Origin of the sequence: Mastigocoleus testarum BC008 (assembly GCF_001456025.1) — a bacterium.
Classification (GTDB): Bacteria; Cyanobacteriota; Cyanobacteriia; order Cyanobacteriales; family Nostocaceae; genus Mastigocoleus; species Mastigocoleus testarum.
Genome location: NZ_LMTZ01000091.1, coordinates 93,897 through 118,368, shown reverse-complemented (window position 1 = coordinate 118,368; position 24,472 = coordinate 93,897). Strand labels below are relative to the sequence as shown.

Below are 24,472 nucleotides of genomic sequence, written 5' to 3'. Positions count from 1 at the left end.
GGTAGTTGGGTGTTCGCACATGCGCGGCGACTTAGCATAAGCGTACTGTAAGTATTGCGCATAATTCTGCTACATTATTCTTTCGAAATTCTATTCACAAATTTAGCATTTGATAAACATCTTCAGAATCAGGATTTAAGTAAGGATAATCTAAACTAATTCCCATCTCTTTAAAATGCTGATGTATAAAATCTACTCGCTTCCGTGGAGAATTTTCTCCCTGTCGCCAAGCATCTAAAAGTGCATTAGCAATAATTTGACAACGGTTCATTCCAAAACTTTCTTGGGGAGCAAATTTTTGATTCGGTTCTTCCGCTATACTCAATCCCGGTGCTAACAATTTGGTAAATAAAGGAACTTTTTGCTCAAAATAGGACTGATTTTCCAGGTAAACAGTTTCCAAAACGTTTTTTAACCCAAGATAATCTTTTCGTTCAAAATAAAGTATCCCAGAGTCAAAGCGTTGATAAAAATTAGGATTATGTAATACCTGAAAATGGAAGGGGATTTCTAAATTATTTAACCCCGGGGTCAAGCTATCCATCATAGCAATAGCACCAGCAGGACTAATATTAAAACATATTAATCCAATGTCTTTATCATGCTGTATTTTACCAGCATCACCAATAGCAATGTAAACGCCGTTTTGTAGCTGATGATTTGGCATTAATATTGATATTAGTTCGCCAGTTTTTGCATCTTCTATTGGTGGGTCAGAATGATGGTCATACTCCACATATAAATTTAAACCATCTTTAGCTAATGCCAAGCTACCATCTGGTTCCCGCTTCAAAACTTGCCAATCAAAATCAAAGTATCCAGTTCCGCAATTACTTTGGTGTAATTGATCGTAAAAATCCCAATCTACATCAAAAGCACAATCTAATTCTAAGTTTTTATTGAGTATAAATTTATCTTTACGAACTGCTAAAACATCACTTAAAGAGTGATTGTAATAAATTCCGTATAATAAATTTCGCAACAATAATGCCAGATATTTATTCTGGAGGGCGAAGGAAAGTTGTTTGAAACGTTTTGCTATTGTTGGCGGTAAAATGAAGGGTTCATAGCCACAATGACGAATGCAAAAATTAGACTCTATCTGGATATCACTAGCAATATCAAGCAAATATTTGGATAGTGAAAAATCTGAAGTCTCCATCATCATTGCGCTCGAATTTTTCTATACTTCCCAACGGAAATAGAACAAAATAAGAAAAATCTTACACCAGTTCTATTGGATGCTTTACTTTTCCTCAATTACCCTTCAATGATCAGCAACCGCGCAAACGCGTTTTTTCGTAAAAAATTGGAAGTAGATTATTTTCTTTTTTATTTATAGGAAGTACTTGCAGTTTTTTTACATGTTTAATAATTTCTGATTCGTTGACGCCGAATACAGTCATCACAGAAATTTGTGGCATTGTGAGCATCTTTCTGGCAACTTCCAGCGTACACAAGCCAATGTTATCAAAAGATTTATTCGCGTCTATTTGTTTTTCAATATCTTTAATAAGCACAAGTCCAGCAAATTGGACTACTCGCAAGATAAATTCTTGATGATATTCTAAAATCCTAGGGAAAGTCTTGAGATAGGAGCGAGTGAGAGCCAAAATTGAAGGTTGAATTGCTTCTAAAGGAATCATTGCTAGTTGAAAAGACTCTTCCAGACTTATACTTGGATCTACTACCAAACTTTCCAACCAAATTTTTAGGTAACTTGCAATTACTGTTCCCAGGTCGAAGGCTGGATCTCCCCATGAGTAAGCTTCCCAGTCAATGAATCTCACCAAGTCTTTATCTTGTTGCTCCCATTGAGAGTGTAGCAATATATTTTCTAGCTTTAAATCATTATGGATCAAGCATGAAGGATTCCAACTATTTGCTAGACCCGCAATTTCAGATTCCAGATCGTCATAATTTTGGTAAAGTCCATAAAAAGCAAGTGCCTCTTTTGGAACTTCTGCAAAAATTTCTGGTCCTATCCCTTCGATACCTTGGGCTGGATTGTAATACTGATAGCGAATTCCACCTGTGGGTGCTGTTGCTATAAAGTCCTTATATTCACGGCGATTGAAAGTAGCGCAATGTAATCTTCCTAAAACCTTACCAATTGCAGTTGCAATTTCTTCGGGGAAAATACCATTCTCACGGTAAAAGTTATCCAGTTCCAAATATTCGCTTAAGTAGCGCCGGACGAGAATAGACTCATCCTCATCAAAGTGTACAACCAACGATTCGATCGCGGAAATATTTTTTAAAATTGGAAATGAATTGAGCAATTCATGAAACAGCCACTCATTGAAAAATTCTTCCTGACTCCCAAAACCTTGGGCACAACGTTCCTGTTTCACAAGTAACTTACAATTGGAAGCCAGCTTCACAAGTAAATTCAAATTCTTCTTGCTACTCTGTGGTAATTCAGAATCAGCAGATGCGCCATCTTCTGAGCTACACAGACCTGCATCATGCAGGTACTGGATAACGTTATGAGAAGACAATGAAAATACCATGTAATATGTCCTAATTCTTAAGACTGTGGAAAAAAAGTTTACGGTTCTTCAGTATTTACTTGAACAATGCTTGTCTAAGTTAAGAGCAGTTTCAAGTCAACATCGACAATTACGAGCAGGATCTATTAATATCCCATATTTCTAAAATAAAGATGCCAAAATGCCAATTTAACTCCATATTTTTTTACCATCACTTTAAATGTAATTAATATTTAACTAGCAAATCTTTAAGTTCTTTAAACCAATCACTTACGTATATATAGAAAATTATATATTTTAATCAAACCATTAACTAAAATCATTTTCTTTATAAGTTCTAAGCATTAATTAAAGTATTTTCTTCTATCAAACAATACAAATAAAGTACAGAATTTATCAGTTGGCAACCGTAACCATTAAATTATTTCTTCTGTAACTATTATCTTTTGCTTGCCTAGCAAGCCCTGTTTTTTGCTATACATCAGACCCCGGAAAAAAAAATTGTTTCTCGGCTCATAATCATGAAAAACCTATGATTCAGAGTACTTGTGGAAACAAATATAAACAATAATCAAAATCGATACATGTATCGCAAGGAACATATTTTGTGCTACCACGCATCTAAAAAAAATATCTAATATTTTTTTATCGTTTCAGAGAATTATATTTATAGACTAAATATACAGTAAAAAAATAGAATATTAGCAATAAATATTTACTGCTAAGTACTCCCCAAACAAATCAATATAAATTTATGTTGTTCAAAATCACATTCTGATGATTGGGGAAATATTACTTGCGAATGATCTTAATTGATGGAAAGACATTCTAAATATTTAGTCAAATCTCATCAATTTATTACTTGGTTTATAGCTAAGTTATAAAGTCGATATTACACTTAGCAGTGGTTTGCAACTGAGGTCAGATTTCTCTCTGCGGAAGCAGTACAAATAGTGTACACCTACAAAGGTGACAAACTTGAGACGTCGCAAAAACAAAATTTAGTATTGTGTATTTTTAAGCTCTGGTATAAACATCAGGTTGTTTAGAATACGAACTTCAAAAGCATTGAGAACTCTATTTGTCAACAAGAATGTTTCTCAAGCGTAATTCTATCGATGGGCTTTAAAACTCGTGTTACATCATGATTTTGGTTTTAGGTCGCTGTCAGGCGTGTAAAGTGAATCCTTCATTCCCTTCAGGATTGGGTTGTACCATTTACAAGTAAAATTTGAACGTCATCAATACATTGACGATTTACCCAGATGACCTTACTGAGCTCATATAAATTCGGATTTTTCTAAAAACCTGTCGAAGGAGAAGATAAAATCAATTTTGTTTGTTACGAAAAATACAACTTGCTCTAGGCAGCATAGATGATTTAGTATTTTTTGTGCAGTACAAAAATACCATTAAGTAACCAGTAAAGAACTAAGTAGTGAAAAGTCTTAGTTTGATGAGCGATCGCACATCTTAAGACGTCAAAAATTCTTAAGGATTGAAAAGATTACCACCAAGCCTAATATACTCATTAAACCTGCAGGCATAAACTTACGTGTTTTTACGAATCTCACAGCAAATACAATTACTAGTATACCTGCTACTGCAATGCCCAAAATCAAACCCCATTTTTGACCTTGTAATGCCACTAAACCCGACACAATCAATAGAATCCCGCTAACGACACCACTTATAAGTGAGATCTTGCTGCCTGCTTTTTGATAACCAACAATACCTCCTATTATTCCTAGAATGCCATATAAAATTGTACTTACGACACTGATAGTCATTGTTAAAACCTATGTAGAAGATGAAGTGTAAGCCCGACTTAGACAGAAAATTTAGGATAGTGCAGTCACTTGAGTGCCAAGTCTACTGATGAATAATGAAACAATGTCTACTCCCACAGAAGGGAAATTAAAAATAGATAGAATAAAAAATTCAATCAATGGGAGAATTCAATTTATTCAACGCCAAGCTGCTTCTCTTTTAATTTACCAATCAGTCTTACAAGGTAAACTGGGTGAGGCTTTTCTTGACCTGTTACAGGCGATACGTTACACTGATGCGGATGCGCGAGTTTGTTTGCAAGCTTACGGCAATTTCTTTCAATTATTAGCTGCCAGGCATCAAAACTGGGAAGAGTATCTAATTACACAAATTCTCAGAAATGAAAATCCCTTTAGTCAATTAGCGCAACAAAAAGATATGGAGAGTTTAACTCCGGCTTTAATTGCGGCTGTGGGACGAGATTTACAAGCATTACAAAGTTTACATGAATGTAGTTGTGCCGTTTTAAGTGAATGGGTTCAAGTTGTAGCTCATCTCCCAGTTTCACTAACGGTATGGTACTCCTCTGAAGATGGGGTAGCAACAGCTAATGAATTGGCAACGATAGCAAAAATATCTTCCCTAGATAACTGGGAAAATGCTGTATCGATTTTAGCCAATTACTACCAAAGATTTGGTGTTGGTTTATTCGCTAAATATCAAGCATTACGATGGCAGAATGGTCAGTTTATTGGTGTCACATATCCGGATACGATTACACTCAAAGAATTGTTTGGTTATGAAACCCAAAGAGATGCTTTGCTCAAGAATACAGAATTTTTACTGTCAGGGCATTTCGCATTGAATGTCTTACTATATGGTAGTCGTGGCTCTGGGAAATCTTCCCTAGTGAAAGCTCTTTTAAACGAGTACGCTCATCGCAGTTTACGTTTATTAGAAGTTAGTAAATTAGATTTAAAAAACTTACCTGAGATTGTAGAAAAATTAAGAGGTTTATCTCAGAAGTTCATTATTTTTGTTGATGACCTTTCTTTTGAAGAAGATGACGATGCTTTTAAAGCTCTAAAAGTTGTTTTAGAGGGTAACATTACTGCTAAACCAAAAAATGTTGTAGTTTATGCTACTTCTAATCGTCGTCATTTAATTCGTGAATTTTTTGCTGATAGACCAGCTCCGAGAAATAATGATGAGATACATGCCTGGGATACTCTACAAGAAAAGCTTTCATTTAGCGATCGCTTTGGTTTAACCTTAACTTTTGAGCCTGCCGATCGCGATAGATATCTCGAAATTGTTCGCCAGTTAGCTTTGCAAGCTAGCATAAATCTTACTCAAGAAGACTTGGATGCTCGCGCTTTGCAATGGGCTACTCGCCATAATGGTCGTTCCGGACGCACAGCCAAACAATTCGTAAACTATCTAAGTGCTGATTTGACTGTATCTGTGAGTGAATAAAATTACTAGCACTTTGTTAGTGAATTTGTCATAACTGGGTATTGTGGTCTATTTAAATTAGTACAAGACCCAAAATTTACAGTTCTCAGTACCAATGATTTAGGAATAATAATGTAATATCGAGCTACATAAAAAATTATATAGTGACTGATTTAGTCATGCTCCTTCATTAGTATCATGCAAGTAGCAATGGTAAGTAATCGATTCATCATAAATATCGTTGCCTTCGGTATAAGTTTTGGTTTGAGTCTCGCATTAACTGGTAGTTTTAAACGTGCAGCTATCATTGCACTACTTTATATTCCAACCACTTATATAGCGGTATTATTCGCCCATCAACGCCGAAAACAACACGATACAATAATCTTAAAATCTTTGAAATCCCTAAACGGACAAATTAGGGAAATGGAAGATATAAAATCCCACATGGTTGTTGAAATTAATAGTTTAGAAAAACATCGTTCGCTCCTATACTCTGAATCCAAGCAATTACAAAATCAAGTAACGGAATATCGCCATCAACGAGATAGCATCGATCGCGAACTAAGTACCTATGCTGGGCAAAAAAAACAAGCAGAAACAGGAATACTGCAACTAAAAACAGAACTTGAGAACCTGGAAAGAACTAAAGACGAATTAGAAAAATATTTTTCAAAAATAACTACAGAAAGTCGTCGTTTGGAAATCAACTGTAATGTATCGCGTTCAGAATTTACTAAAATAAAAAATCAAATCGAGCAACTCGAACAGGACAAAAAAGAATTAGAGAATAATTTAACTTTGCTCAATCGAGTAAAGCCACAATTAGAAGAGAAGTTATACGATCTGCGTATCAATTTGCAGGAATTAGAAGTCGTAGAGTGCAAAAAAAACGAAACGATACGTGCAAAGGTTGCCGAACAGCAAAGTATTGAAGATAAACTGAGCACTTTAAGAGAACAGGTTGATACCAAGCAAGTAGAATTATCACAGTTGAAGGGACAGGTATCCCTTTTACAAGATGAGCATGATATTTTACAGGATCAAATTTACGACTTGTTGCAGCAAATGGAAAATCTCAACTCGAATCATTTGCTCGAGCAAGACTTAGAAGAACAAGACTTAAAAGAAGCAGAAGACTTAGAACCTTTTCCCTTTGCTGACCTGTTAGATCCATTAGAAACTACAGACGAAGAAAAAGAAACTGATATTTCCACTAAGCTTCCACAAGAATGGGAAATTCTGTTAGAACAACTTCCCGAGCATGAGGTTCAAGTATTACAAGCATTAGTAGAAGAAGAAAATCCAAATCCCGTTGTCAAAAATATTGCGCAGAGCAATATTACTATGCCAAATTTGCTGATTGATTCAATAAATGAGCGCGCAAGCGATACTCTTGGTGAGTTAATTATCGATCCAGGGAACGAATTTCCAGGAATATGTGAAGAACATTTGGCAAAAGTTCAAAAAATGATTGAAATTTACTCTCATAAGCTAGCCAAACAAGGATATTCTAATTGAGTAAAATCTATTTGCTTATTCTCACTAAATTATTCCCACTAAATTATTCCCACTAAATTATTCCCATTAAAAATAACCCTCCATAATATTGGCTATACTTATCAATATTTATAGTATGGGGCAATATTAGTATTATGGGCTGCGCGCCTCTGCATCTTTTCTTAACTGAGGTGAACTAAATGGCAAAGTTGAAACTCTCAAAGAAAGTATCTGCGAGTTTGATTAACTCTCTGGCTGCTGGAGTAGTACCCAGAGTAGGTATCGAAAAAATTGCAGTAGGAAGAGAACAAGAACTCAAAAGCCTTTTACAAAATCTCGATGATGTTGCAGAAGGTATTGCAGCATTCCGCTTTATTATTGGCAATTATGGTTCTGGTAAAAGCTTCATGCTCCAGTTGGTACGCAATAAAGCGATGGAGCAAGGATTTGTAGTAGCCGATGCTGACTTATCTTCAGAGCGTCGACTTGCTGGAACTAATAATCAGGGTTTAGCAACATATCGTGAATTAATGAGTCATCTAGCAACCAAAACTCGTCCTGACGGTGGTGCTTTAGTCTCGATTTTGGAAGGTTGGATTAATAAAATTCAACAAGAAGTAGTTAAAGAAACAGGAATGCAACCTAATGATGAAGATTTCGACCGTCAAATAGAAATTAAAATTAGAGAAGTAATCAGTTATATTGAAGACTTAGTTCACGGATTTGATTTCGGAAATGTTATTATCGCTTATTGGCGAGGATATTGTAATGATGACGAAGATCTAAAAAATGCTTCACTTCGCTGGTTAAGGGGTGAATTTTCTACAAAAATAGAAGCGAAAGCAGCTTTGGGGGTAAGAGTAATTATTGATGATAACAGTTGGTATGACTATATAAAATTATTAGCTAAGTTTGTTGCTGAAATTGGTTATAAAGGGCTTATTGTTTTGCTAGACGAGGCAGTCCATTTATCTCAAATATCCACAACGGTTACTAGAGAAAAGAATTATAATCGGTTGTTGGCAATGTTTAACGATACTGTGCAATGCAAAGCCGAAAACCTGGGTATCATGATCGGTGGTACTACCAAATTTTTAGAAGATCGCAACCGGGGACTATTTGCTGACTCTGCTTGGCGCAGGCGCACTAAAGAAAGTCGTTTTGCAACGCAAGCTGGTGTAGGTGAGTATTTTGGACCCGTTATTCGCCTCAATCCTCTCAAAGAGGAAGAAATACTAACGCTTCTACAAAGATTAACAGATATTCACTCTACTAATTTTAATTATCAGAGTCCTTTAAAAAATAAGGATTTACAAGAATTTATTCAAGAAATTATTAGTCGCCTGGGTGCCGATGCATTACTTACACCAGGTGAAATTGTCAGAGATTTTATCGCCATACTGCACATAATTTATCAAAATCCCCAAATTTCTTTTAACCAATTAATTCATGCTTCTGATTTTAAACCAACAGTGGCGCAGGGAAATATTATTTCAGACACAGAAGACGATGTAGCTGAGTTTAGTTTGTAAACAAAATTTATCTACAAACAAAATATGTATTGACGGTTGTAATTTTTGGTATTTATTCCATTCATGCAGCATCCTTTAAATACATTCAATACTGCATTAATCTTACTTAAAGATTTATGTTTGTAGGTAAATATGTAAAATATCCTCCAAAAATAAATAATTAAATTGAATATGAATAAATACCAACTTTACCTGCATCAAATCTGGATAATTTTTCACAGATATAGCGCTACGCGCAAGTCAATTTAGCTTCCTAGTTCCATCTGATTTATAAATTGGACTTCATTGACTACAGCCACACTAAGAATCATACCCATAAATACCGTATTAGCTATAACTGCAACTGCAACTAAACCATAGAGTCGGAATGTAGGATTTTTCATCCCTTCAACCTCCTAAGTGTTTCGTAGTTTTAACATAGAAGATAAATGTCAAGAACTTTGCAATTTGGCGAACAAGTAAAGCTAGTATATGTTTACTTGTTTATTCTGTGCTCCTTGGGCTGGTAAAATTTAGTTGAGAAAACTATTTTTGAGATCTATGACTGCGGAAACAGATCGGATAGATTCAAATACTCAGGGTGCGGATGCTGTAGATAATGCAATTGCCAAAGGAGTTGATTTAGACGGTTCTCCAATTCCTCCAGCTAAATTAGAATTGTATCACCAAGTTATGGGATTGGAGGCAAATAGGCAACGTAGCGGGGTATCCAATACTATGCGCTCGCGTATTGTAAGAATTGGCGCAAAGCATATTCCTCAAGCAGAACTAGATCGAATGTTACTCGAAGCTGGTTTTACAGCCCTCAAGGAAAAGGAAATAGCTTTTTTCTATGGTGGAAAGTAAGTTTTGAAGTAAGTTTTATTTCCCCGTAGGGGAATAGATATTGATACTCCCCGCAGGGGAATAGATATTGATACTCCCCGTAGGGGAATGGATATTGATACTTCCCGTATGAAAACAGATTTTAATCTTTCCGTAGGGGAATAAAGTTACATTCCTTCAAAAAAATTAAGTTTGTATGTCTTCTACAAAAAAATAAGTTTTGTATTGTTTCCATGGAGAAACAAATACTCATACTTCTATTTTAGGAAAATAGAGAAATCAAAAAATTAATGCCAAAAGTCTTTGACTTGGTATCCTAATTCGAGAATCATTTGCCGCAGTAAAGGTAAACTCAAACCAATCACATTACTGTGGCAACCTTCAATTTTTTCTACAAATAATCCCCCCTTACCTTCAAGGGCAAAACTTCCAGCACATTTGAGAGGCTCACCAGTAGTAACATATGCCTTAATGGCATCATTACTCATTGGCGCAAAGTAAACTTTTGTCACTTGACACTTTACCAAAGAGCAATTTTGAAGATTATCAATCAAAGCATGACCGGTAAATAAATCACCAACATTTCCTTGCATTTCTTGCCAACGATCGCATGCTTCTGCTTCGTCTTTTGGTTTTCCGTGAATATGACCATTAATTAGTAAAACAGAGTCACAACCCATAACTAAAGCAGATGGGAATTGATGACTTACTATTTTTGCTTTACTGAAAGCTAAAGTCTGCACTAATTCTGATGGGTCTTCAAGTTTGATTTGTGACTCATCAAAATCACTAGGTACCACCTTCGGTTCTATACCGACAGTTTGTAGCAATCGACGGCGTGCTGGGGAAGCTGAAGCCAATACAAATTTGGGAATTTCCATGAGACTTTGCTTGTGGCAGAAAAATCAAGTTAACAAAAGAACATTAACTTAAGTTTTGGTTAGTAAACAGAAAAAGATGAAACTGTATCTTCAATCAGTCTTTTGACTCTTGGCCAACGTCTTTGAGAAACTGACGCGTTTAGAGTAAACACCTTACCACGGCGAAGTGCCACACTGGCAAGATTATGTCTTTTTCTATTGTTTGGCAGCTTTACAACATATTCCAACATATAGTAAGTTTTATCTTCGACTTGCCGCTCGCGAGCATCAACTAATTCTGCCTTTCGTCCACTACCTTCAGGGGCTAAAGCATTTTTACCCAATTTATATCCTACTTCCGTAGGAGTACCTAATTCAGCAAGAGTCTTATTGGAAGGAGCAGGGCTAACAATAACTGAAACATTTTCCGTTGTTTCAATTATGTCGTGGAAAACAACATCTGGTCCACCGGACACTTTTACTTGTACCCAGCCATTAGGATATAAAAACTGATATCCTTTGTCGGTATTTACGTAACTTTTCAGACCAGCTGCTGCTGCAATATCAACATTTGTAATAAGAAAACTCAGTGTTATCAAAAATAAGAGTAATATTTTTTTCCACATTTCTATAACTTCCTTTGGGTCTGGAGCAAGCGTTCTACCAGAGTATTCACATTTCTTATTGTCCCATCAAGAAGTAATTTTCGGTGAATACAAACTGTATAAGACTGAATTTTAGTCATATTTGCTAATTTCAGGATCTATCTATTCCGTAAATTCGAGCAAACCCGTATTAAATCAACCAGAAATACAATTCTCATAAGCGTTTGGACACGATTCTAGAGATTCACAATTTTAGAGATTAAAAACATTTTCACGAACAGGACAAAAAACTGATTTATGTCGTTCAGAAAATATATAACGGCGTACTAATCTAAGATGGCAGATTTACTGAAATATTGGTTTCCAGAACAAAATGTGAGTGATATTACATACCTCATGCCATTACGAGTAAACTGTTTTGCTAGTATTAATTGATGATTTACCTAAATTAATTAGGTAAGCTAAAGTTCTAAGTGTTTTGGTTGTTGACTGAAACAGTGTTATGTGTGACGGGATATTTCTGAAGACATCAGTAGTGCTAGATGTTACCTTGAGCTAGGTCCTGACAAAAAGTTAAAAATTCACTGCCTGCTTTAAATTCCAATGAAGGAAAATAAATAAAAGTTAAGGTTGTGAAAATAATCTTCCAAAAAGTTGATATTGAGCAATCAATTTAATTACTAAAAAACAAACAAACTATGGTGAATACATCATTTGCTGCGATGAATGCAGGTCGCACACTCAAAGTAGTTGGAATAATTTTGATTTTGTCTTTTCTAATTGATTTTATTATTTTGCTACTTCCCTTTCAGCCAACGGATAGAACTTGGCAAATTAACTTAGCAACAGCACTGGTTGACCGAGGAATTGTACCTATGGTGGGATTAGGTATGTTATTCAGTGGCTACTGGGCTCATAGTTTTGCTAATGATAATTCTGGGAACGCTGGTATTGATTTAAGAATGCCAGCATTGATACTTTCCAGTATTTTGGGGCTAATGTTCTTGCTAATTTTCCCATTACACCTCAATAATGTTCGTCAAGCTAGTACTCAAAGGGTAGAACAAATCAATAAGCAAGCAGAGCAAGCCCAAACACAGTTAAGTCGTCAAGCTTCCCAGTTAGAAGCCCAATTGAACAGCGAACAGGGTAAAGCGGTACTGGACAATAGACGCAAGCAACTGAAAGCTCAAATTACTGAATTATTAAAGGACGAAAAGAAATATAATGAGGCGTTAGCAAATCCAGCCCTCAATTCAAATCTTAAAGAATTGCTGGGTAAAGCCAAAGCTAACCCCAAAGATATAGATAAATTGGTTACGCAACAAATCGACCCTCAGGCTTTAGCGAAGCAGCAATTAAGTCAAATTAATGAACGCAAAGAAGAAGCTGCAAAACGTGAGAGAGATGGAGCGTGGCGTTCTGGAGTGCGAATTGGTATTAGTAGTTTGTTGTTGGCAATTGGTTACATTGTTATCGGCTGGACTGGTCTAAGAAATATGGGTACTTTACGAGGTAATTCACGTAAAGCTACCACTGCTTAGTTTAATTAATTTTATTGGTGTGAGGCAGTAAGAGAAATTAGTTTCCAACTAATTCTCACGCTGTCCTCAAATTTTGGATTCCTCAAATTTTGAACTTCTCAAATTTTGAATTATTTTTTTTTCAATCCTTTTGAAATCAATTTATAAAAACAATTATCAACTTTACCGCTTATGATTTCAATTTATATACTGACATACAACGAAGAGCTAGATATTGCAGCTTGTATTGAGTCAGCAATGCTTTCAGACGACATTATTGTTGTTGACTCATGTAGTAGCGATCGCACGGTTGAAATTGCCAATTCTTATCCCGTAAGAGTTGTAAAACATCAGTTTGAAAGCCACGGACGCCAACGCACTTGGATGTTGAATTCTGTACCTCCGAAATATGAATGGGTTTACATTCTTGAAGCAGATGAACGCATGACGCCGGAGTTATTCGCTGAATGTAAACAGGTAATTCAAAATTCTGAGGTTCAAAATTCTGAGGTTCAAAATTCTGAAGTTCAAAATCCTGAGGTTCAAAATTTTCAATGTGTTGGCTATTATGTTGCTGAACGCGTAATGTTCATGGGTCGTTGGATTCGTCACTCTACCCAATATCCACGCTATCAATTACGCCTGTTAAAACATGGTAAAGTTTGGTTTGAAGACTATGGTCATACAGAACGGGAAGTCTGTGAAGGCGCTACAGGTTTTCTCAAAGAAACTTATCCTCACTATACCTGTGGTAAAGGTCTGAGTCGTTGGATTGATAAACATAATCGCTATTCCTCTGATGAAGCCCAAGAAACATTGCACCAATTACATAACGGTAGAATTAACTGGCAAGATTTATTTTTTGGGCATTCGGAAGTAGAACGTCGTCGAGCTTTAAAAGACTTATCTTTGCGTCTTCCAGCTAGACCTTTAATTCGCTTCTTTTACATGTATTTCATATTAGGTGGTTGCTGGGATGGGCGTCCAGGCTTAGCATGGTGCACCTTACAAGCATTTTATGAGTATCTAATCGTACTTAAAACTTGGGAATTAAAACATATGTCCCAACCATCTTTGAATTCAAGGTTGTCTCTGGATGGAATTAGTAAAATTGACCGCATTCTCAAAAATCCTTGAAAAAAGTAGAAATTACTACCAAGTATTAAATGTATTGTTAATATAACTTAACAAAATTCACATAATTTTTTTTTATCTGGTTTATCTCTGGATAAACGATACATTACGGCGTTTAAAGATATTTACTTTCTTCTGCTAGTTTGGGGAATTATGAGCAGCTTTTTGCTGAGCGCGGTAATATTAGTAATAATCTGAATGACTTGCAACAATCGTTTACAAGTCTTAAATATATAAAGTAAAAGCCCTACAAATCACTAGATCGGGATCCCGGTCGAATTTTGTATACCTATGAGTTAGTAAATATTTCTTACGTTCTTGTTAAGTAAATACGGATGAAGTTTTTTCCTTGCCTTCACTTTTCAATATTTTTTGGGGTCTTGTCGATTTTGCAATTGGTTGAGATATCCGAAAATATTCGATATGAGGAGAACAAGGGAAAAGAAAAAATTAAAAAAATTTTTGTTGCGATATCCGAAATCCAAGTGATTAAGCATCAAATATGGTGTCGATAAACTGCAACATCAATTTCGTGTCTTTTCTACAGAAAGCATCACCAAGACACAAGGTTCCACTAAGCAAAAAAAGGAGAGCAGGAGCTTGGTAACCGAACGCTGGAAACAAAGCTTAAAAAATGACTTAATAGCTGGTTTGTTGGTAATTATTCCCCTAGCAACAACTATTTGGCTAACAATTACAATCGCTAGTTGGACAATAGATTTTCTAACTAAAATTCCCAAACAACTAAATCCCTTTGATGGGATGAATCCAATCTTAGTAAACCTATTAAACTTGGTGGTGGGGCTAATGGTGCCATTACTGAGCATACTTTTGATTGGGTTAATGGCTAGGAATATAGTCGGGCGTTGGTTACTAGATGTTGGCGAACGTATATTACAAGCTATCCCATTAGCAGGGCAAGTATACAAAACACTTAAACAACTTTTAGAAACATTACTCAAAGATTCTAAGGGGAAATTTAGTCGGGTGATTTTAGTTGAATATCCCCGCCAAGGAATATGGGCAATAGGTTTTGTCACAGCAGCAATCAGCAGTGATATTCAAAGTCAAATGAAAAGACCGATGCTTAGTGTTTTTATTCCTACTACTCCTAACCCAACAACTGGTTGGTATGCAGTCGTTCCAGAAGATGAAGTAGTCAATCTGTCAATTTCCATAGAGGATGCCTTTAAGATTTTAGTTTCAGGTGGTATCGTAGCTCCTAACACCCCGTTGCCACCTCTCAAATTATCCAAAGATCGCAAACTCGAAGTTCCTCCTCCTGCATTCAAACGGCAAATAACGCCAATCGAAGAAACTTGAGGAGATTACAGTTTATACGATATCTACTTGGTATAGTTTAAACCAATAATTTTGAGCTAATAATTTGAGCCAATAAATCTAACTTCTTATTCTTCACACCTCTTTGACAGTTATGGAAGCCCAAAAATCTCCTCATAAAGGTTCTCGAAAACCTCGCCAAATTGCCCGCGAATTAGCTTTATTAAGTCTTAGTCAGTTGCCAACTAACCCCAATAAACTGACTGAGGTCCAACTACCTAAATTATTGTTAGCAGCAGTTAGAACACTAACTTCAGAGGTTCAAGATACCTTAGACAATGCTGCGGGACAATTGCAGCGCGGTAACGATCGACTTTTGAGTAGCCAAACTCGTGCTAGCGATCTCAATAATTCTCGGACTATGGTTAGGGAAGCAATCGAACATACCCAAACTGCAATTAACCAATTGGGTGCGGCGGTAGATTTCCCAGAATTAATTCAATTGGCGAACCAAGATCGAGAAGTTGCAAGATATGCGATTGAAATTGTCAAAACAGCAAATAATGAGCGAAAACATCTCGACCGAGTCATTTCTGAAGCATTAGTGGACTGGCAAGTAAATCGCCTTGCTCAAATAGATCGAGATATTTTACGAATTGCTGTGGCAGAAATGATGTTTTTAGAACTGGAAAATAGAATTGCAATAAATGAAGCAGTAGAACTCGCTAAACGTTACAGTGGCGAAGATGGTCACCGTTTTATTAATGGTGTACTCCGTCGAGTCACAGAACAACAAAAAAAATAAGAATAAGAATAAAAAATACTGGTATTTAAGTCTTGCTCGGGTAAATCTTAGCAATTGAAGAATTTTGCAGGGTAAAAATTTCTGATTCAAAGATGTTTTTAAGAATTTAATTCTTGCTTTGAGAAGGATAGAGTTCAAAAACGCTAAAGTAGTAGATGAGTTTAAGAAATAAAATTTTCGCAGATGAATGGGTGGGTCAATGAGGAGTCAAAAACAGAATTTAGGCTTTTGTGCTTGTTTTGAGCATGGTAACTCTCTTGTTAGTGTGGAGTTAAAATAACTAATATTACTAACAGCAATGGTTTTTAATTGGTTTCGCCGTCAATATAACGATTCATCTAAAACAACTTCTGACGAAAAACAAGAAGAAAAAATAGGCGCGAAAGAAGAAGATAACAGCACTTCATCCCCAGAAACATCATCTACTACAGAAACGGAAAATTCTTCAGACGAAGCAGTAAATTATTTGACGTGGGCGAAGGCTGCTTATAAAAATATTCAGGAACAACAGCAAACTCAGAAATTACCATCTCAAGAAACTCAAAAAGTAAGTGAAACTTCCCGAGAAGCAAAAACAGAAATAGAAGAATCGGTTACCGAGGGAGTCAGCGACAGCGATACAGCACTTTCAGAGAATACTCAAGATTCAGAAAATATTCAAAAATCTCCTGTTACAACAGAGAAAGAAACAGAAGAATTAGCCACTGAAGAAGCTAACGACAGCGACACAATAGTTTCAGAAAATACTCAAGATTTACCTAAGGCAACGGACACTGAAGGAGAAACATCAGTAATTGAGTTAGAAGAAACTAGAGAGACAATAGTTTCACAAAGTCCTCAAGAGATACCTAATACATCTGTTGAAAGTACTGTCCTTGAAAATAATACTACTGAAAGTAAGATTGCTGAAAGTGAGAGTAATTTTTCTGAAAGTGCTACAAAATTACAGACTGGTCAAGAAGGAGCAGTTGATTTAGATTCGACTAAGGAAACATCAGAGGAAGGAAAAATCTCTGTCACAGCAAACAGCAGCGATCAACCTCAAGCGAGTCTATCTTTTCTAGAGAGAGCAGCTGCAGAAAGGCAAGCGAAACAAGAAAGATTAATCGCCAATGCGATTGAAATTCCTGCAAGTGATTCGGAGACAGAGGAAGTCGCAAGTAAAACAAGTACTGAAGCGGTTCCAAATATTGATTCTTCAGAAATACCAGGAATGGATTTTGATGAGGGATTTTTATGGTCAGCGGAAATTTTAGCAGCCCAGGGTCGGCGTCCTGAAGATATTTCTGTTGAAGAAATTACATGGCTGAAAAAACTGCGTCAGGGTTTGGGAAAAACACGACGGGGAATCCTTAACCAACTTCGTTCAATTGTTGGTCAAGGACCTCTCAACCAAGCAGGAGTAGAAGAAATTGAAGCACTCCTTTTACAAGCAGATGTTGGTGTAGAAGCTACCGATTTCATTGTTAATTCTCTGCAAGAAAAACTTCGTCAAGAAACTCTTCCGCCAGAAAAGGCAATTGCTTATCTTAAAGAAATTCTTCGGGATATGCTTGACGCACCATTGGAAAAATCTGATCGGTCGGTTTTTGCACCTGATAAAAATTCTTTCAATATCTGGTTGGTAAATGGAGTTAACGGTGCGGGGAAAACCACCACTATTGGTAAAATTTCTCACCTTGCTCAAAAGTCAGGTTACAAATGCTTAATTGGCGCTGCAGACACATTCCGTGCAGCAGCAGTAGAGCAAGTAAAGGTTTGGGGAGAAAGAAGTGGAGTTGAAGTAATTGCTAATAAAGGCAAAAATACTGATCCTGCAGCAGTAGTTTTTGATGCTATTTCAGCCGCTCAAGCCCGAGGAACAGAACTACTTTTAATAGATACTGCGGGAAGATTACAAAATAAGAAAAATTTGATGGAAGAACTCAGCAAAATCCGGCGGATTATTGACAAGAAGGCTGCCGATGCTCGAGTAGAATCACTGTTAGTCCTTGATGCGACCTTGGGACAAAATGGTTTGCGTCAAGCCCAAGTATTTTCCCAGTCAGCCAAACTTAGTGGTGTTGTTCTAACCAAACTTGACGGTACAGCCAAAGGTGGAGTTGCTTTGGCTGTGGTTAAACAGTTAGGTTTACCAATTCGCTTTATTGGTGCAGGAGAAGGTATTGAGGATTTACGTCCTTTTTCTAGCTATGAGTTTGTTGAAGCATTATTGAGTAGTTGAGCGACTCTAGTTGCTAAAAAAAATTAGGGCTTGTACTGTATTTTGATCCAATATATTTTAATTATCTAGTTACGAAAAAATGTGTCAAATAGTACAAGTCCTAATGTAAATATTATTTGATATGAGCGGTCGTGATTTGTTCAAATTTGGCTTGTGTAAATCAATTCGCTCAAACAGTTTTTATCTCTTGTTTTTCCCTGTGCTCAGTAATTTTTAGAATTTGTAAAATCAAATATTATTCACAAAAACTTCAGCTGGTAATTCCCCCAGATTAATGCAAGTTGATGTGAGAATTTTCAGTAAATCCTACAGCGAAAAATTACTGAGTAGTTATGTGACATTTTAATGAGAGCGACAATATTTCTGTTGTGTTGTGAAAAGTTTTAGGTTATGCTTTGTTCAGATTTTTCAATTCTACCCAGTTGTACATATTTTCATCATTTTAATTTTGGTTATATGTGTGAATATCTGCTTGATTTGTAACCAATAGGTGGTAGAATTCCTAAATCTTTATAACTGAAATATTGTTTGGATAATGCCTAATTTTTACACAGTATCAATAGTTGAAAATTTGTAAAGTGTAGCAATATTACCCATGCATGTATTTTTGATAAGGTTTATTTAAGCAATATTCAGTATTCCCCAATCGATGGGAATTAGCAAAATAGAAAATGGTTTTTATATCTTCAGGTATATGATTTAGTAATTAAAATTATGAAAATATCACAGTTTGTATGGGTTCATCTTTGAAAAATTTGATTTTACTCAAGCTGATTAACAAGTGTAAACACTAGAATTTTAATGTCGGTGGAGATAGAATTCAGCAACAAACATGAAATACTTATAAAGTTTATCTATTATCTGTTTCAGAAGAAGCTAAACTAGCAGTTCCCACATCAATATAGTTTAGTTATCGATTTCTAAGATAATGTACAAGTAATTTCAGTTACAAATATCCCACTTTTGAAGTCATATTACTGCCCGTGTCTCAATCACCTTTTCCATCCAGTGAAAATAACGGTAGTGCTGCAACAGATGTCACTCCAGTCGTAGCGCTTAAAGAACTTGTGGCACGATTGCATCGGGAGCAAAACAAAATTCAAGATTTGTTAAGTTCGTTGGGTTTTGCTCTTAGAAGCTTCAATAATTTGAATCAATTCTTAGAATTAATTCCATTAATGGCAACAAGGGTAACTGATGCTGATGGTAGTGCCTTATTTCTCTATAAACCCAACGGTCAAGTAAGACTAGAACAATTGCACTGGCAAGATAGCCGCCAAAGAAAAAATATTCGTAAAGCATTAGAAAATGCCAGTAGTGAAATCACTTTAGCACCAAGTTCTGCTCCAATTGCAACCGCCACAGGCATTTTGGATGATCGCATGCATCGCTATTTAGGACCAGATATTCAGATTTTTGGTACCGCGATTTTGGTAAAGCACACTGAGCGAGGATGGTTATATGTGCTCAGTCGCGATCGAGAATATAGTTGGACAGAAACTAGGCAGAAATTAGTGCGTTTAGTTGCCGATCAAACTGCAGTTGCAATTGAAAATGATGAGTTGGGAGTAGAACTAAGAAAAAAAGAGCGTTTGGATCAAGAGTTAGAAATTGGCGCAGAAATTCAAAGGCGACTTTTACCGCGTCAGTTTCCGATGATCCCTGGAGTTACCCTAGCTGCTCGTTGTAAGCCTGCAAATCGTGTCGGTGGAGACTATTACGATTTTATTCCTACTAATCACAAGCAAATTCAACCCCACGCTCACAATCTCTCCGTTAATGGTCGTTGGGGCTTGGTAATTGGTGATGTGATGGGAAAAGGTGTTCCTGCAGGGTTAATCATGACTATGATGCGGGGAATGTTACGGGGAGAAGTTTTAAATGGTCACTCACCCGCGAGAATTTTGCAAAATTTAAATCGGGTAATGTACGCGGATTTAGAAACTTCTAACCGCTTTGTAACCATTTTTTACTCTGAGTATGACCCGAATACTCGAACTTTATCTTTTAGTAATGCTGCCCATAATCCACCTTATTGGTGGCATGCAGCAACTAAAACTATTACTCGGTTAGATACTATTGGTATGTTGATTGGCTTGGATGCTAACAGTGAGTATGAAGATGCTCAAGCGACATTAGAAGCAGGAGATACAATTATCTACTATACCGATGGTTTTACTGATGCTGCAGATAGTAGCGGCGAACGCTTTGATGAAGAAAATCTGATCTCATCTTTATCACTTGCTTGTAGAAAATTTAGCGACCCACAAGATATTTTGGATTACGTATTTGCCCAAGTATATGAATTTATGGGTACAGATAAACCCAACACAGATGATATGACTTTGGTCGTACTTAAACTTGAAGATTAGTAAATGGTGTAGTTAACTCTAGTGGAAGTTTGGTTGACGATCTAACAGGCAAATATAGTTTTCCAGAATAAAAAAAGTTCACATACGAGCCTATGAATCATATGTATATTTCGCTTTACAAATGATAGAATGCGAACGCTGAAATTTCTGAACATTAAAGTTACAGAAACTAAAGCTTAAAAATTTTTGCAAAAAACATATATCAATAATATAAATTTACTATCCTTGAACTGATAAAGGTATTTTAATTTATTTGATTTCCTGTTTAATTTATTTAATTTATTAGCACAGATAATAATTCAAATAACTTCTTACTAAATTTGAAATAAGACTTGATTTTTTATTTGTATAAAATCAGTAAGTTATTGGTATGAATTAGCAAGCCAACACAAAATTTTTATTTAATTATATTTACTTGTATAAAATTTAATCCATTTTTTATATTATCTATAATTCTGAATACAATTTGCTTTATGGTAGTTTTGATTTTAAGAAGATTATTTTTTTTCTTAAGGCAATGCATTCTTTATACATCAGGGAATATAATTCGTAAATTTGTAAAACCACATAAGCAACATTCGAGATACTTAAGATAGAAAGCAATAATTATTACAATTTATCGAATATTTAGATAGTATATTATTTATCAAGCACATAACCTAGTGTCATTGTATTTATACTAATAAGCACAATTAAATCATGTAATTAATAATACTTTTTGTGTATAACTCGTATTTTTAACTAAAGGGCAAATATTTCTCGAGATTTTTGTCTTTTTTTTTATTTTTTTTTGCCTAAGTGAAGCAAAATTTCCCTAAGTGTGGCACTCTGAAAAACAGAGAACTCTCAAATTTGATATTTTCGCTACAAAAATTCACCTACATAGGTTATGCAAACGCTGGCAACACCAACAACGACCTCTAATAACACGTTTAATCAACCCAACATCGACACTACTATTAAACGGAGGAAAACCCGTCCAGTTAAGGTAGGAGATGTGACCATTGGTGGCTCTAGCCCAGTGGTAGTACAGTCAATGATTAATGAAGATACCCTCGATATTGATGCCTCTGTTGCAGCAATTCGTCGCTTACATGAAATTGGCTGTGAGATTGTCCGCGTTACTGTACCTAGCATTGCTCATGCTAAAGCTTTAGCGGAAATTAAACAAAAATTAATTAAAACTTATAGGGATGTCCCCCTTGTGGCTGACATACACCACAACGGGATGAAAATTGCTTTGGAAGTTGCCAAACATATAGAGAAAGTACGGATTAATCCAGGTTTATATGTGTTTGAAAAACCAGACGCAAATAGAACTGAATACACTTCCGCAGAATTTGATGAAATTGGTGACAAAATTCGTGAAACCCTTGAACCTCTGGTTATTTCTCTCAGGGATCAAGGGAAAGCAATGCGAATAGGGGTCAATCATGGGTCTTTGGCTGAAAGAATGCTATTTACCTATGGCGATACTCCTGAAGGAATGGTGGAATCAGCTTTGGAATTTATTCGCATTTGCGAATCACTTGATTTCCGCAATATAGTAATTTCCATGAAAGCTTCTCGAGTGCCTGTTATGTTAGCGGCATATCGGCTAATGGCAAAGCGAATGGATGATTTGGGAATGGATTATCCCCTGCATCTTGGTGTAACCGAAGCGGGCGATGGTGAATATGGCAGGATCAAATCAACCGCAGGAATTGCTACACTTTTAGCTGAGGGTATTGGTGATACCATTCGTGTTTCTCTCACAGAGGCACCGGAAAAAGAAATTCCCGTTTGCTACAGTATTTTGCAAGCTTTAGGGATGCGGAAAACAATGGTTGAATATGTTGCTTGTCCTTCATGCGGACGGACATTATTCAATCTAGAAGAAGTTCTGCATAAAGTCCGAGAAGCAACCAAACACTTAACTGGTTTAGATATCGCAGTTATGGGCTGTATTGTAAATGGACCAGGAGAAATGGCTGATGCTGACTATGGTTACGTCGGCAAAAATCCTGGATATATTTCTTTATATCGTGGCCGAGAAGAAATCAAAAAAGTTCCAGAAGATCGAGGCGTTAAGGAGTTAATTAACTTGATTAAAGCTGATGGGCGTTGGGTAGACCCCTAAGCTTGATTTCAAAATCAATAAGCCCGTTTTCTGACTACTTATAGATAGAAATCGGGCTAGTTGTATATGTAGAATGAAATGCAATTCGGATTTGGTTGATACATAGAGGATCGCCAAAGTAGCCGGATTCTTTGATATTTTTTTGAAATAACAAATTATGCTGGGTCTTTACAGTGTTACCCTATGTTAGATTTAGCATACTGAGATCAAATATTCCTCTGGCACAGCTGTCATTATGATCAATACAAAAAACGGACTTGTTTTAGGTGCTACTGCACTGATGGTGTCCACTGTAGCTGTTTTTAGCATCGGAATGCACTCACAAGGACAAGCTTTATTCAAGGAAAGTCCGAAGGAACTAGTAGATGAAGTTTGGCAAATTGTATACCGACAATACGTAGATGGAACTTTTAATAAAGTAGATTGGCAATCAGTTCGAAAAGAGTATTTAAATAAGTCTTACAATAATCAACAAGAAGCTTATAAATCCATCCGAGAGATGTTAGAAAAGCTCAAGGATCCCTACACTCGCTTCATGGACCCTCAAGAATTTAAAAATATGCAGGTTGACACCTCTGGAGAACTGACAGGGGTAGGTATTCAAATTACTCAAGAAGAAAAAACTAAACAGCTAGTTGTTGTTTCGCCTATTGAAGGTACTCCCGCATCAAATGCTGGAATTATGTCGAAGGACTTAATTGTCAAAATTGATGGTAAGAGTACTAAAGGAATGGATACTAACCAAGCTGTATCTTTAATTCGTGGTGAGCCTGGAACTAGCGTCACACTAACAATCAAACGTAATGGTAATCTCAAGGACTTTAGAATCAAACGGGCAAAAATAGAAATACATCCTGTTAAATTTAGTCAAAATCAGAGTCCTGCAGGCAATATAGGATATATCAGATTAAACCAATTTAGTGCCAATGCAGCTAAAGAAATGCGTGATGCGATCAAAGATTTAGAAACTAAAAAGGTCGCTGGTTATATCATGGACTTGCGCTCCAACCCCGGTGGTTTACTTTATGCTAGTACCGATATTGCTTCTATGTGGATGGACAAGGGTACTATTGTTTCTACGGTTGCTCGTAGCGGTCCGAGAAAAAAAGAAGTAGCAAGCCCTGGTATCCTAACCAAAAAACCTTTGGTAATTTTAGTTGATGGTGGTAGTGCCAGCGCCAGTGAAATTCTTTCTGGGGCTTTGCAAGACAGTGGAAGAGCAACTTTAGTCGGAACCAAAACTTTCGGAAAAGGATTAGTACAGTCAGTTCGTCCTTTAGATGATGGCTCCGGTTTAGCGGTTACCATTGCCAAATATCTTACTCCCAGTGGAAGAGACATTAACAAGAAAGGTATCGAACCTGATATCGAAGTCAAATTAAGCGACAGCAAACGTCAAGAGTTAAGTAAAGAGCGTAACAAAATTGGTACTAAAGCCGATCCACAATATGTTAAAGCCCTAGATATATTAACGAAAAAGATAACAAATAAACCAATTACTAATACAAGTGCAAAAAAATAAATGACTAATTAGTTTATAAATTAATTAGTCAATTGTTTATTGATATTCAAAAATTACTTAGTTAGGGGGCAGAAATTTGAGAGATTTTCACTGCTCCAAGAACTCCTGATAATTTTTGGTTTTGCAAACAACACAAATTCACAGCTAGTGATTATTACAAATAATTGATAACCATTAAAAACTTCCGGCTTTAACTTTAGTTTTATATAGCAGCAAACATATTGGTTAGGACATAATTCTTTGCTTCAAATTGGGTAGGAAAAATCCCATAATATGAGGGCTTTTTCAGATTTCTGCAGTGTACTTACTCAGTAAGGTTAAATGTGAACACAAGGCAAAAAATATGAGAAAGAAGATGTCCTAACCAGAAAATGTAGCACTCTGAATAACATCATAAGTAGAACAGGGATTCTATCACTTTTTATAATTGAACATAAATAAATGCAGAAAAAA

At 36.1% G+C, this 24,472-nt stretch carries 18 protein-coding genes; 12 read left to right on the top strand and 6 right to left on the bottom strand.

Annotated elements, in window-relative coordinates:
- Positions 1 to 94: 94 nt before the first annotated feature.
- The 3 genes from BC008_RS18130 to BC008_RS18120 all read right to left on the bottom strand — a co-directional run bounded on the left by BC008_RS18130 (position 95) and on the right by BC008_RS18120 (position 4,282).
- Positions 95 to 1,168: a T3SS effector HopA1 family protein gene (locus BC008_RS18130; protein ID WP_321170083.1), complete on the bottom strand. Its 1,074-nt coding sequence runs from the start codon at positions 1,166 to 1,168 to the stop codon at positions 95 to 97.
- Between the two features lie 106 nt (positions 1,169 to 1,274).
- Positions 1,275 to 2,513 (bottom strand): phosphotransferase family protein, encoded by a 1,239-nt coding sequence (locus BC008_RS18125; RefSeq protein WP_027840960.1) that lies wholly within the window; start codon positions 2,511 to 2,513, stop codon positions 1,275 to 1,277.
- A gap of 1,460 nt (positions 2,514 to 3,973) precedes the next feature.
- Complete coding sequence (locus BC008_RS18120; protein WP_027840961.1) at positions 3,974 to 4,282, bottom strand: TMEM14 family protein; 309 nt, start codon at positions 4,280 to 4,282, stop codon at positions 3,974 to 3,976.
- Between the two features lie 88 nt (positions 4,283 to 4,370).
- Here BC008_RS18120 and BC008_RS18115 point away from each other — a divergent pair, with 88 nt between their 5' ends.
- The 3 genes from BC008_RS18115 (at position 4,371) to BC008_RS18105 (ending at position 8,749) form a co-directional block, all read left to right on the top strand.
- The gene (locus BC008_RS18115) at positions 4,371 to 5,738 is read left to right on the top strand and encodes an ATP-binding protein (protein ID WP_036264502.1); all 1,368 of its coding nucleotides are present in this window, start codon (positions 4,371 to 4,373) and stop codon (positions 5,736 to 5,738) included.
- A gap of 177 nt (positions 5,739 to 5,915) precedes the next feature.
- Positions 5,916 to 7,238, top strand: coding sequence for a tellurite resistance TerB C-terminal domain-containing protein (locus BC008_RS18110; protein ID WP_027840963.1), 1,323 nt, complete (start codon positions 5,916 to 5,918; stop codon positions 7,236 to 7,238).
- 179 nt (positions 7,239 to 7,417) lie between these two features.
- Complete coding sequence (locus BC008_RS18105) at positions 7,418 to 8,749, top strand: ATP-binding protein (protein WP_027840964.1); 1,332 nt, start codon at positions 7,418 to 7,420, stop codon at positions 8,747 to 8,749.
- Positions 8,750 to 8,994: 245 nt separating this feature from the next.
- Here BC008_RS18105 and BC008_RS49545 read toward each other — a convergent pair whose 3' ends face one another.
- On the bottom strand, positions 8,995 to 9,132 hold the full coding sequence (locus BC008_RS49545; RefSeq protein WP_161938131.1) for a hypothetical protein: 138 nt from the start codon (positions 9,130 to 9,132) through the stop codon (positions 8,995 to 8,997).
- Positions 9,133 to 9,289: 157 nt separating this feature from the next.
- On the opposite strand from BC008_RS49545, the gene BC008_RS18100 reads away from it, so the two are divergent.
- Positions 9,290 to 9,595, top strand: a complete 306-nt coding sequence (locus BC008_RS18100; RefSeq protein WP_027840965.1) for a small RNA NsiR4-regulated ssr1528 family protein — start codon at positions 9,290 to 9,292, stop codon at positions 9,593 to 9,595.
- A 266-nt stretch (positions 9,596 to 9,861) separates the two neighbouring features.
- Here the strand turns inward: BC008_RS18100 and BC008_RS18095 are convergent, their stop codons facing one another.
- Positions 9,862 to 10,455: a Maf family protein gene (locus BC008_RS18095; protein WP_027840966.1), complete on the bottom strand. Its 594-nt coding sequence runs from the start codon at positions 10,453 to 10,455 to the stop codon at positions 9,862 to 9,864.
- A gap of 59 nt (positions 10,456 to 10,514) precedes the next feature.
- Positions 10,515 to 11,060 (bottom strand): photosystem II reaction center PsbP, encoded by a 546-nt coding sequence (psbP, locus tag BC008_RS18090; RefSeq protein ID WP_027840967.1) that lies wholly within the window; start codon positions 11,058 to 11,060, stop codon positions 10,515 to 10,517.
- Positions 11,061 to 11,737: 677 nt separating this feature from the next.
- Between psbP and hpsJ-B the strand changes: the two genes are divergently transcribed.
- From hpsJ-B to ctpC, 8 genes are all read left to right on the top strand, one after another.
- A complete protein-coding gene (gene hpsJ-B / locus BC008_RS18085; RefSeq protein ID WP_036264505.1) occupies positions 11,738 to 12,583 on the top strand; it encodes a hormogonium polysaccharide biosynthesis protein HpsJ in 846 nt (281 codons plus the stop codon).
- Between the two features lie 171 nt (positions 12,584 to 12,754).
- Complete coding sequence (locus BC008_RS18080; protein WP_027840969.1) at positions 12,755 to 13,699, top strand: glycosyltransferase family 2 protein; 945 nt, start codon at positions 12,755 to 12,757, stop codon at positions 13,697 to 13,699.
- Positions 13,700 to 14,296: 597 nt separating this feature from the next.
- A complete protein-coding gene (locus BC008_RS18075) occupies positions 14,297 to 15,019 on the top strand; it encodes a DUF502 domain-containing protein (RefSeq protein ID WP_027840970.1) in 723 nt (240 codons plus the stop codon).
- A gap of 112 nt (positions 15,020 to 15,131) precedes the next feature.
- Entirely contained in the window at positions 15,132 to 15,782 is a 651-nt protein-coding gene (gene nusB, locus BC008_RS18070; RefSeq protein WP_027840971.1) for a transcription antitermination factor NusB, read from the top strand.
- A gap of 298 nt (positions 15,783 to 16,080) precedes the next feature.
- Positions 16,081 to 18,006, top strand: a complete 1,926-nt coding sequence (ftsY, locus tag BC008_RS18065) for a signal recognition particle-docking protein FtsY (protein WP_027840972.1) — start codon at positions 16,081 to 16,083, stop codon at positions 18,004 to 18,006.
- Between the two features lie 977 nt (positions 18,007 to 18,983).
- Positions 18,984 to 20,378 carry a PP2C family protein-serine/threonine phosphatase gene (locus BC008_RS18060; protein WP_027840973.1) on the top strand — a complete coding sequence of 465 codons (1,395 nt, stop codon included), beginning with the start codon at positions 18,984 to 18,986 and terminating at the stop codon, positions 20,376 to 20,378.
- A gap of 889 nt (positions 20,379 to 21,267) precedes the next feature.
- The gene (gene ispG, locus BC008_RS18055) at positions 21,268 to 22,497 is read left to right on the top strand and encodes a (E)-4-hydroxy-3-methylbut-2-enyl-diphosphate synthase (protein ID WP_027840974.1); all 1,230 of its coding nucleotides are present in this window, start codon (positions 21,268 to 21,270) and stop codon (positions 22,495 to 22,497) included.
- Positions 22,498 to 22,732: 235 nt separating this feature from the next.
- Complete coding sequence (gene ctpC, locus BC008_RS18050; protein WP_027840975.1) at positions 22,733 to 24,019, top strand: carboxyl-terminal processing protease CtpC; 1,287 nt, start codon at positions 22,733 to 22,735, stop codon at positions 24,017 to 24,019.
- The last annotated feature ends 453 nt before the right edge of the window (positions 24,020 to 24,472 follow it).

Coding starts and splice junctions, on each gene's coding strand:
- BC008_RS18095 (WP_027840966.1), bottom strand. CDS start 10,455: ATGGAAATTCCCAAATTTGTATTGGCTTCAGCTTCCCCAGCACGCCGT.
- BC008_RS18115 (WP_036264502.1), top strand. CDS start 4,371: ATGAATAATGAAACAATGTCTACTCCCACAGAAGGGAAATTAAAAATA.
- nusB (WP_027840971.1), top strand. CDS start 15,132: ATGGAAGCCCAAAAATCTCCTCATAAAGGTTCTCGAAAACCTCGCCAA.
- BC008_RS49545 (WP_161938131.1), bottom strand. CDS start 9,132: ATGAAAAATCCTACATTCCGACTCTATGGTTTAGTTGCAGTTGCAGTT.
- ctpC (WP_027840975.1), top strand. CDS start 22,733: ATGATCAATACAAAAAACGGACTTGTTTTAGGTGCTACTGCACTGATG.
- BC008_RS18100 (WP_027840965.1), top strand. CDS start 9,290: ATGACTGCGGAAACAGATCGGATAGATTCAAATACTCAGGGTGCGGAT.
- BC008_RS18105 (WP_027840964.1), top strand. CDS start 7,418: ATGGCAAAGTTGAAACTCTCAAAGAAAGTATCTGCGAGTTTGATTAAC.
- psbP (WP_027840967.1), bottom strand. CDS start 11,060: ATGTGGAAAAAAATATTACTCTTATTTTTGATAACACTGAGTTTTCTT.
- BC008_RS18120 (WP_027840961.1), bottom strand. CDS start 4,282: ATGACTATCAGTGTCGTAAGTACAATTTTATATGGCATTCTAGGAATA.
- hpsJ-B (WP_036264505.1), top strand. CDS start 11,738: ATGGTGAATACATCATTTGCTGCGATGAATGCAGGTCGCACACTCAAA.
- BC008_RS18110 (WP_027840963.1), top strand. CDS start 5,916: ATGCAAGTAGCAATGGTAAGTAATCGATTCATCATAAATATCGTTGCC.
- BC008_RS18130 (WP_321170083.1), bottom strand. CDS start 1,168: ATGATGATGGAGACTTCAGATTTTTCACTATCCAAATATTTGCTTGAT.
- ftsY (WP_027840972.1), top strand. CDS start 16,081: ATGGTTTTTAATTGGTTTCGCCGTCAATATAACGATTCATCTAAAACA.
- BC008_RS18080 (WP_027840969.1), top strand. CDS start 12,755: ATGATTTCAATTTATATACTGACATACAACGAAGAGCTAGATATTGCA.
- BC008_RS18125 (WP_027840960.1), bottom strand. CDS start 2,513: ATGGTATTTTCATTGTCTTCTCATAACGTTATCCAGTACCTGCATGAT.
- ispG (WP_027840974.1), top strand. CDS start 21,268: ATGCAAACGCTGGCAACACCAACAACGACCTCTAATAACACGTTTAAT.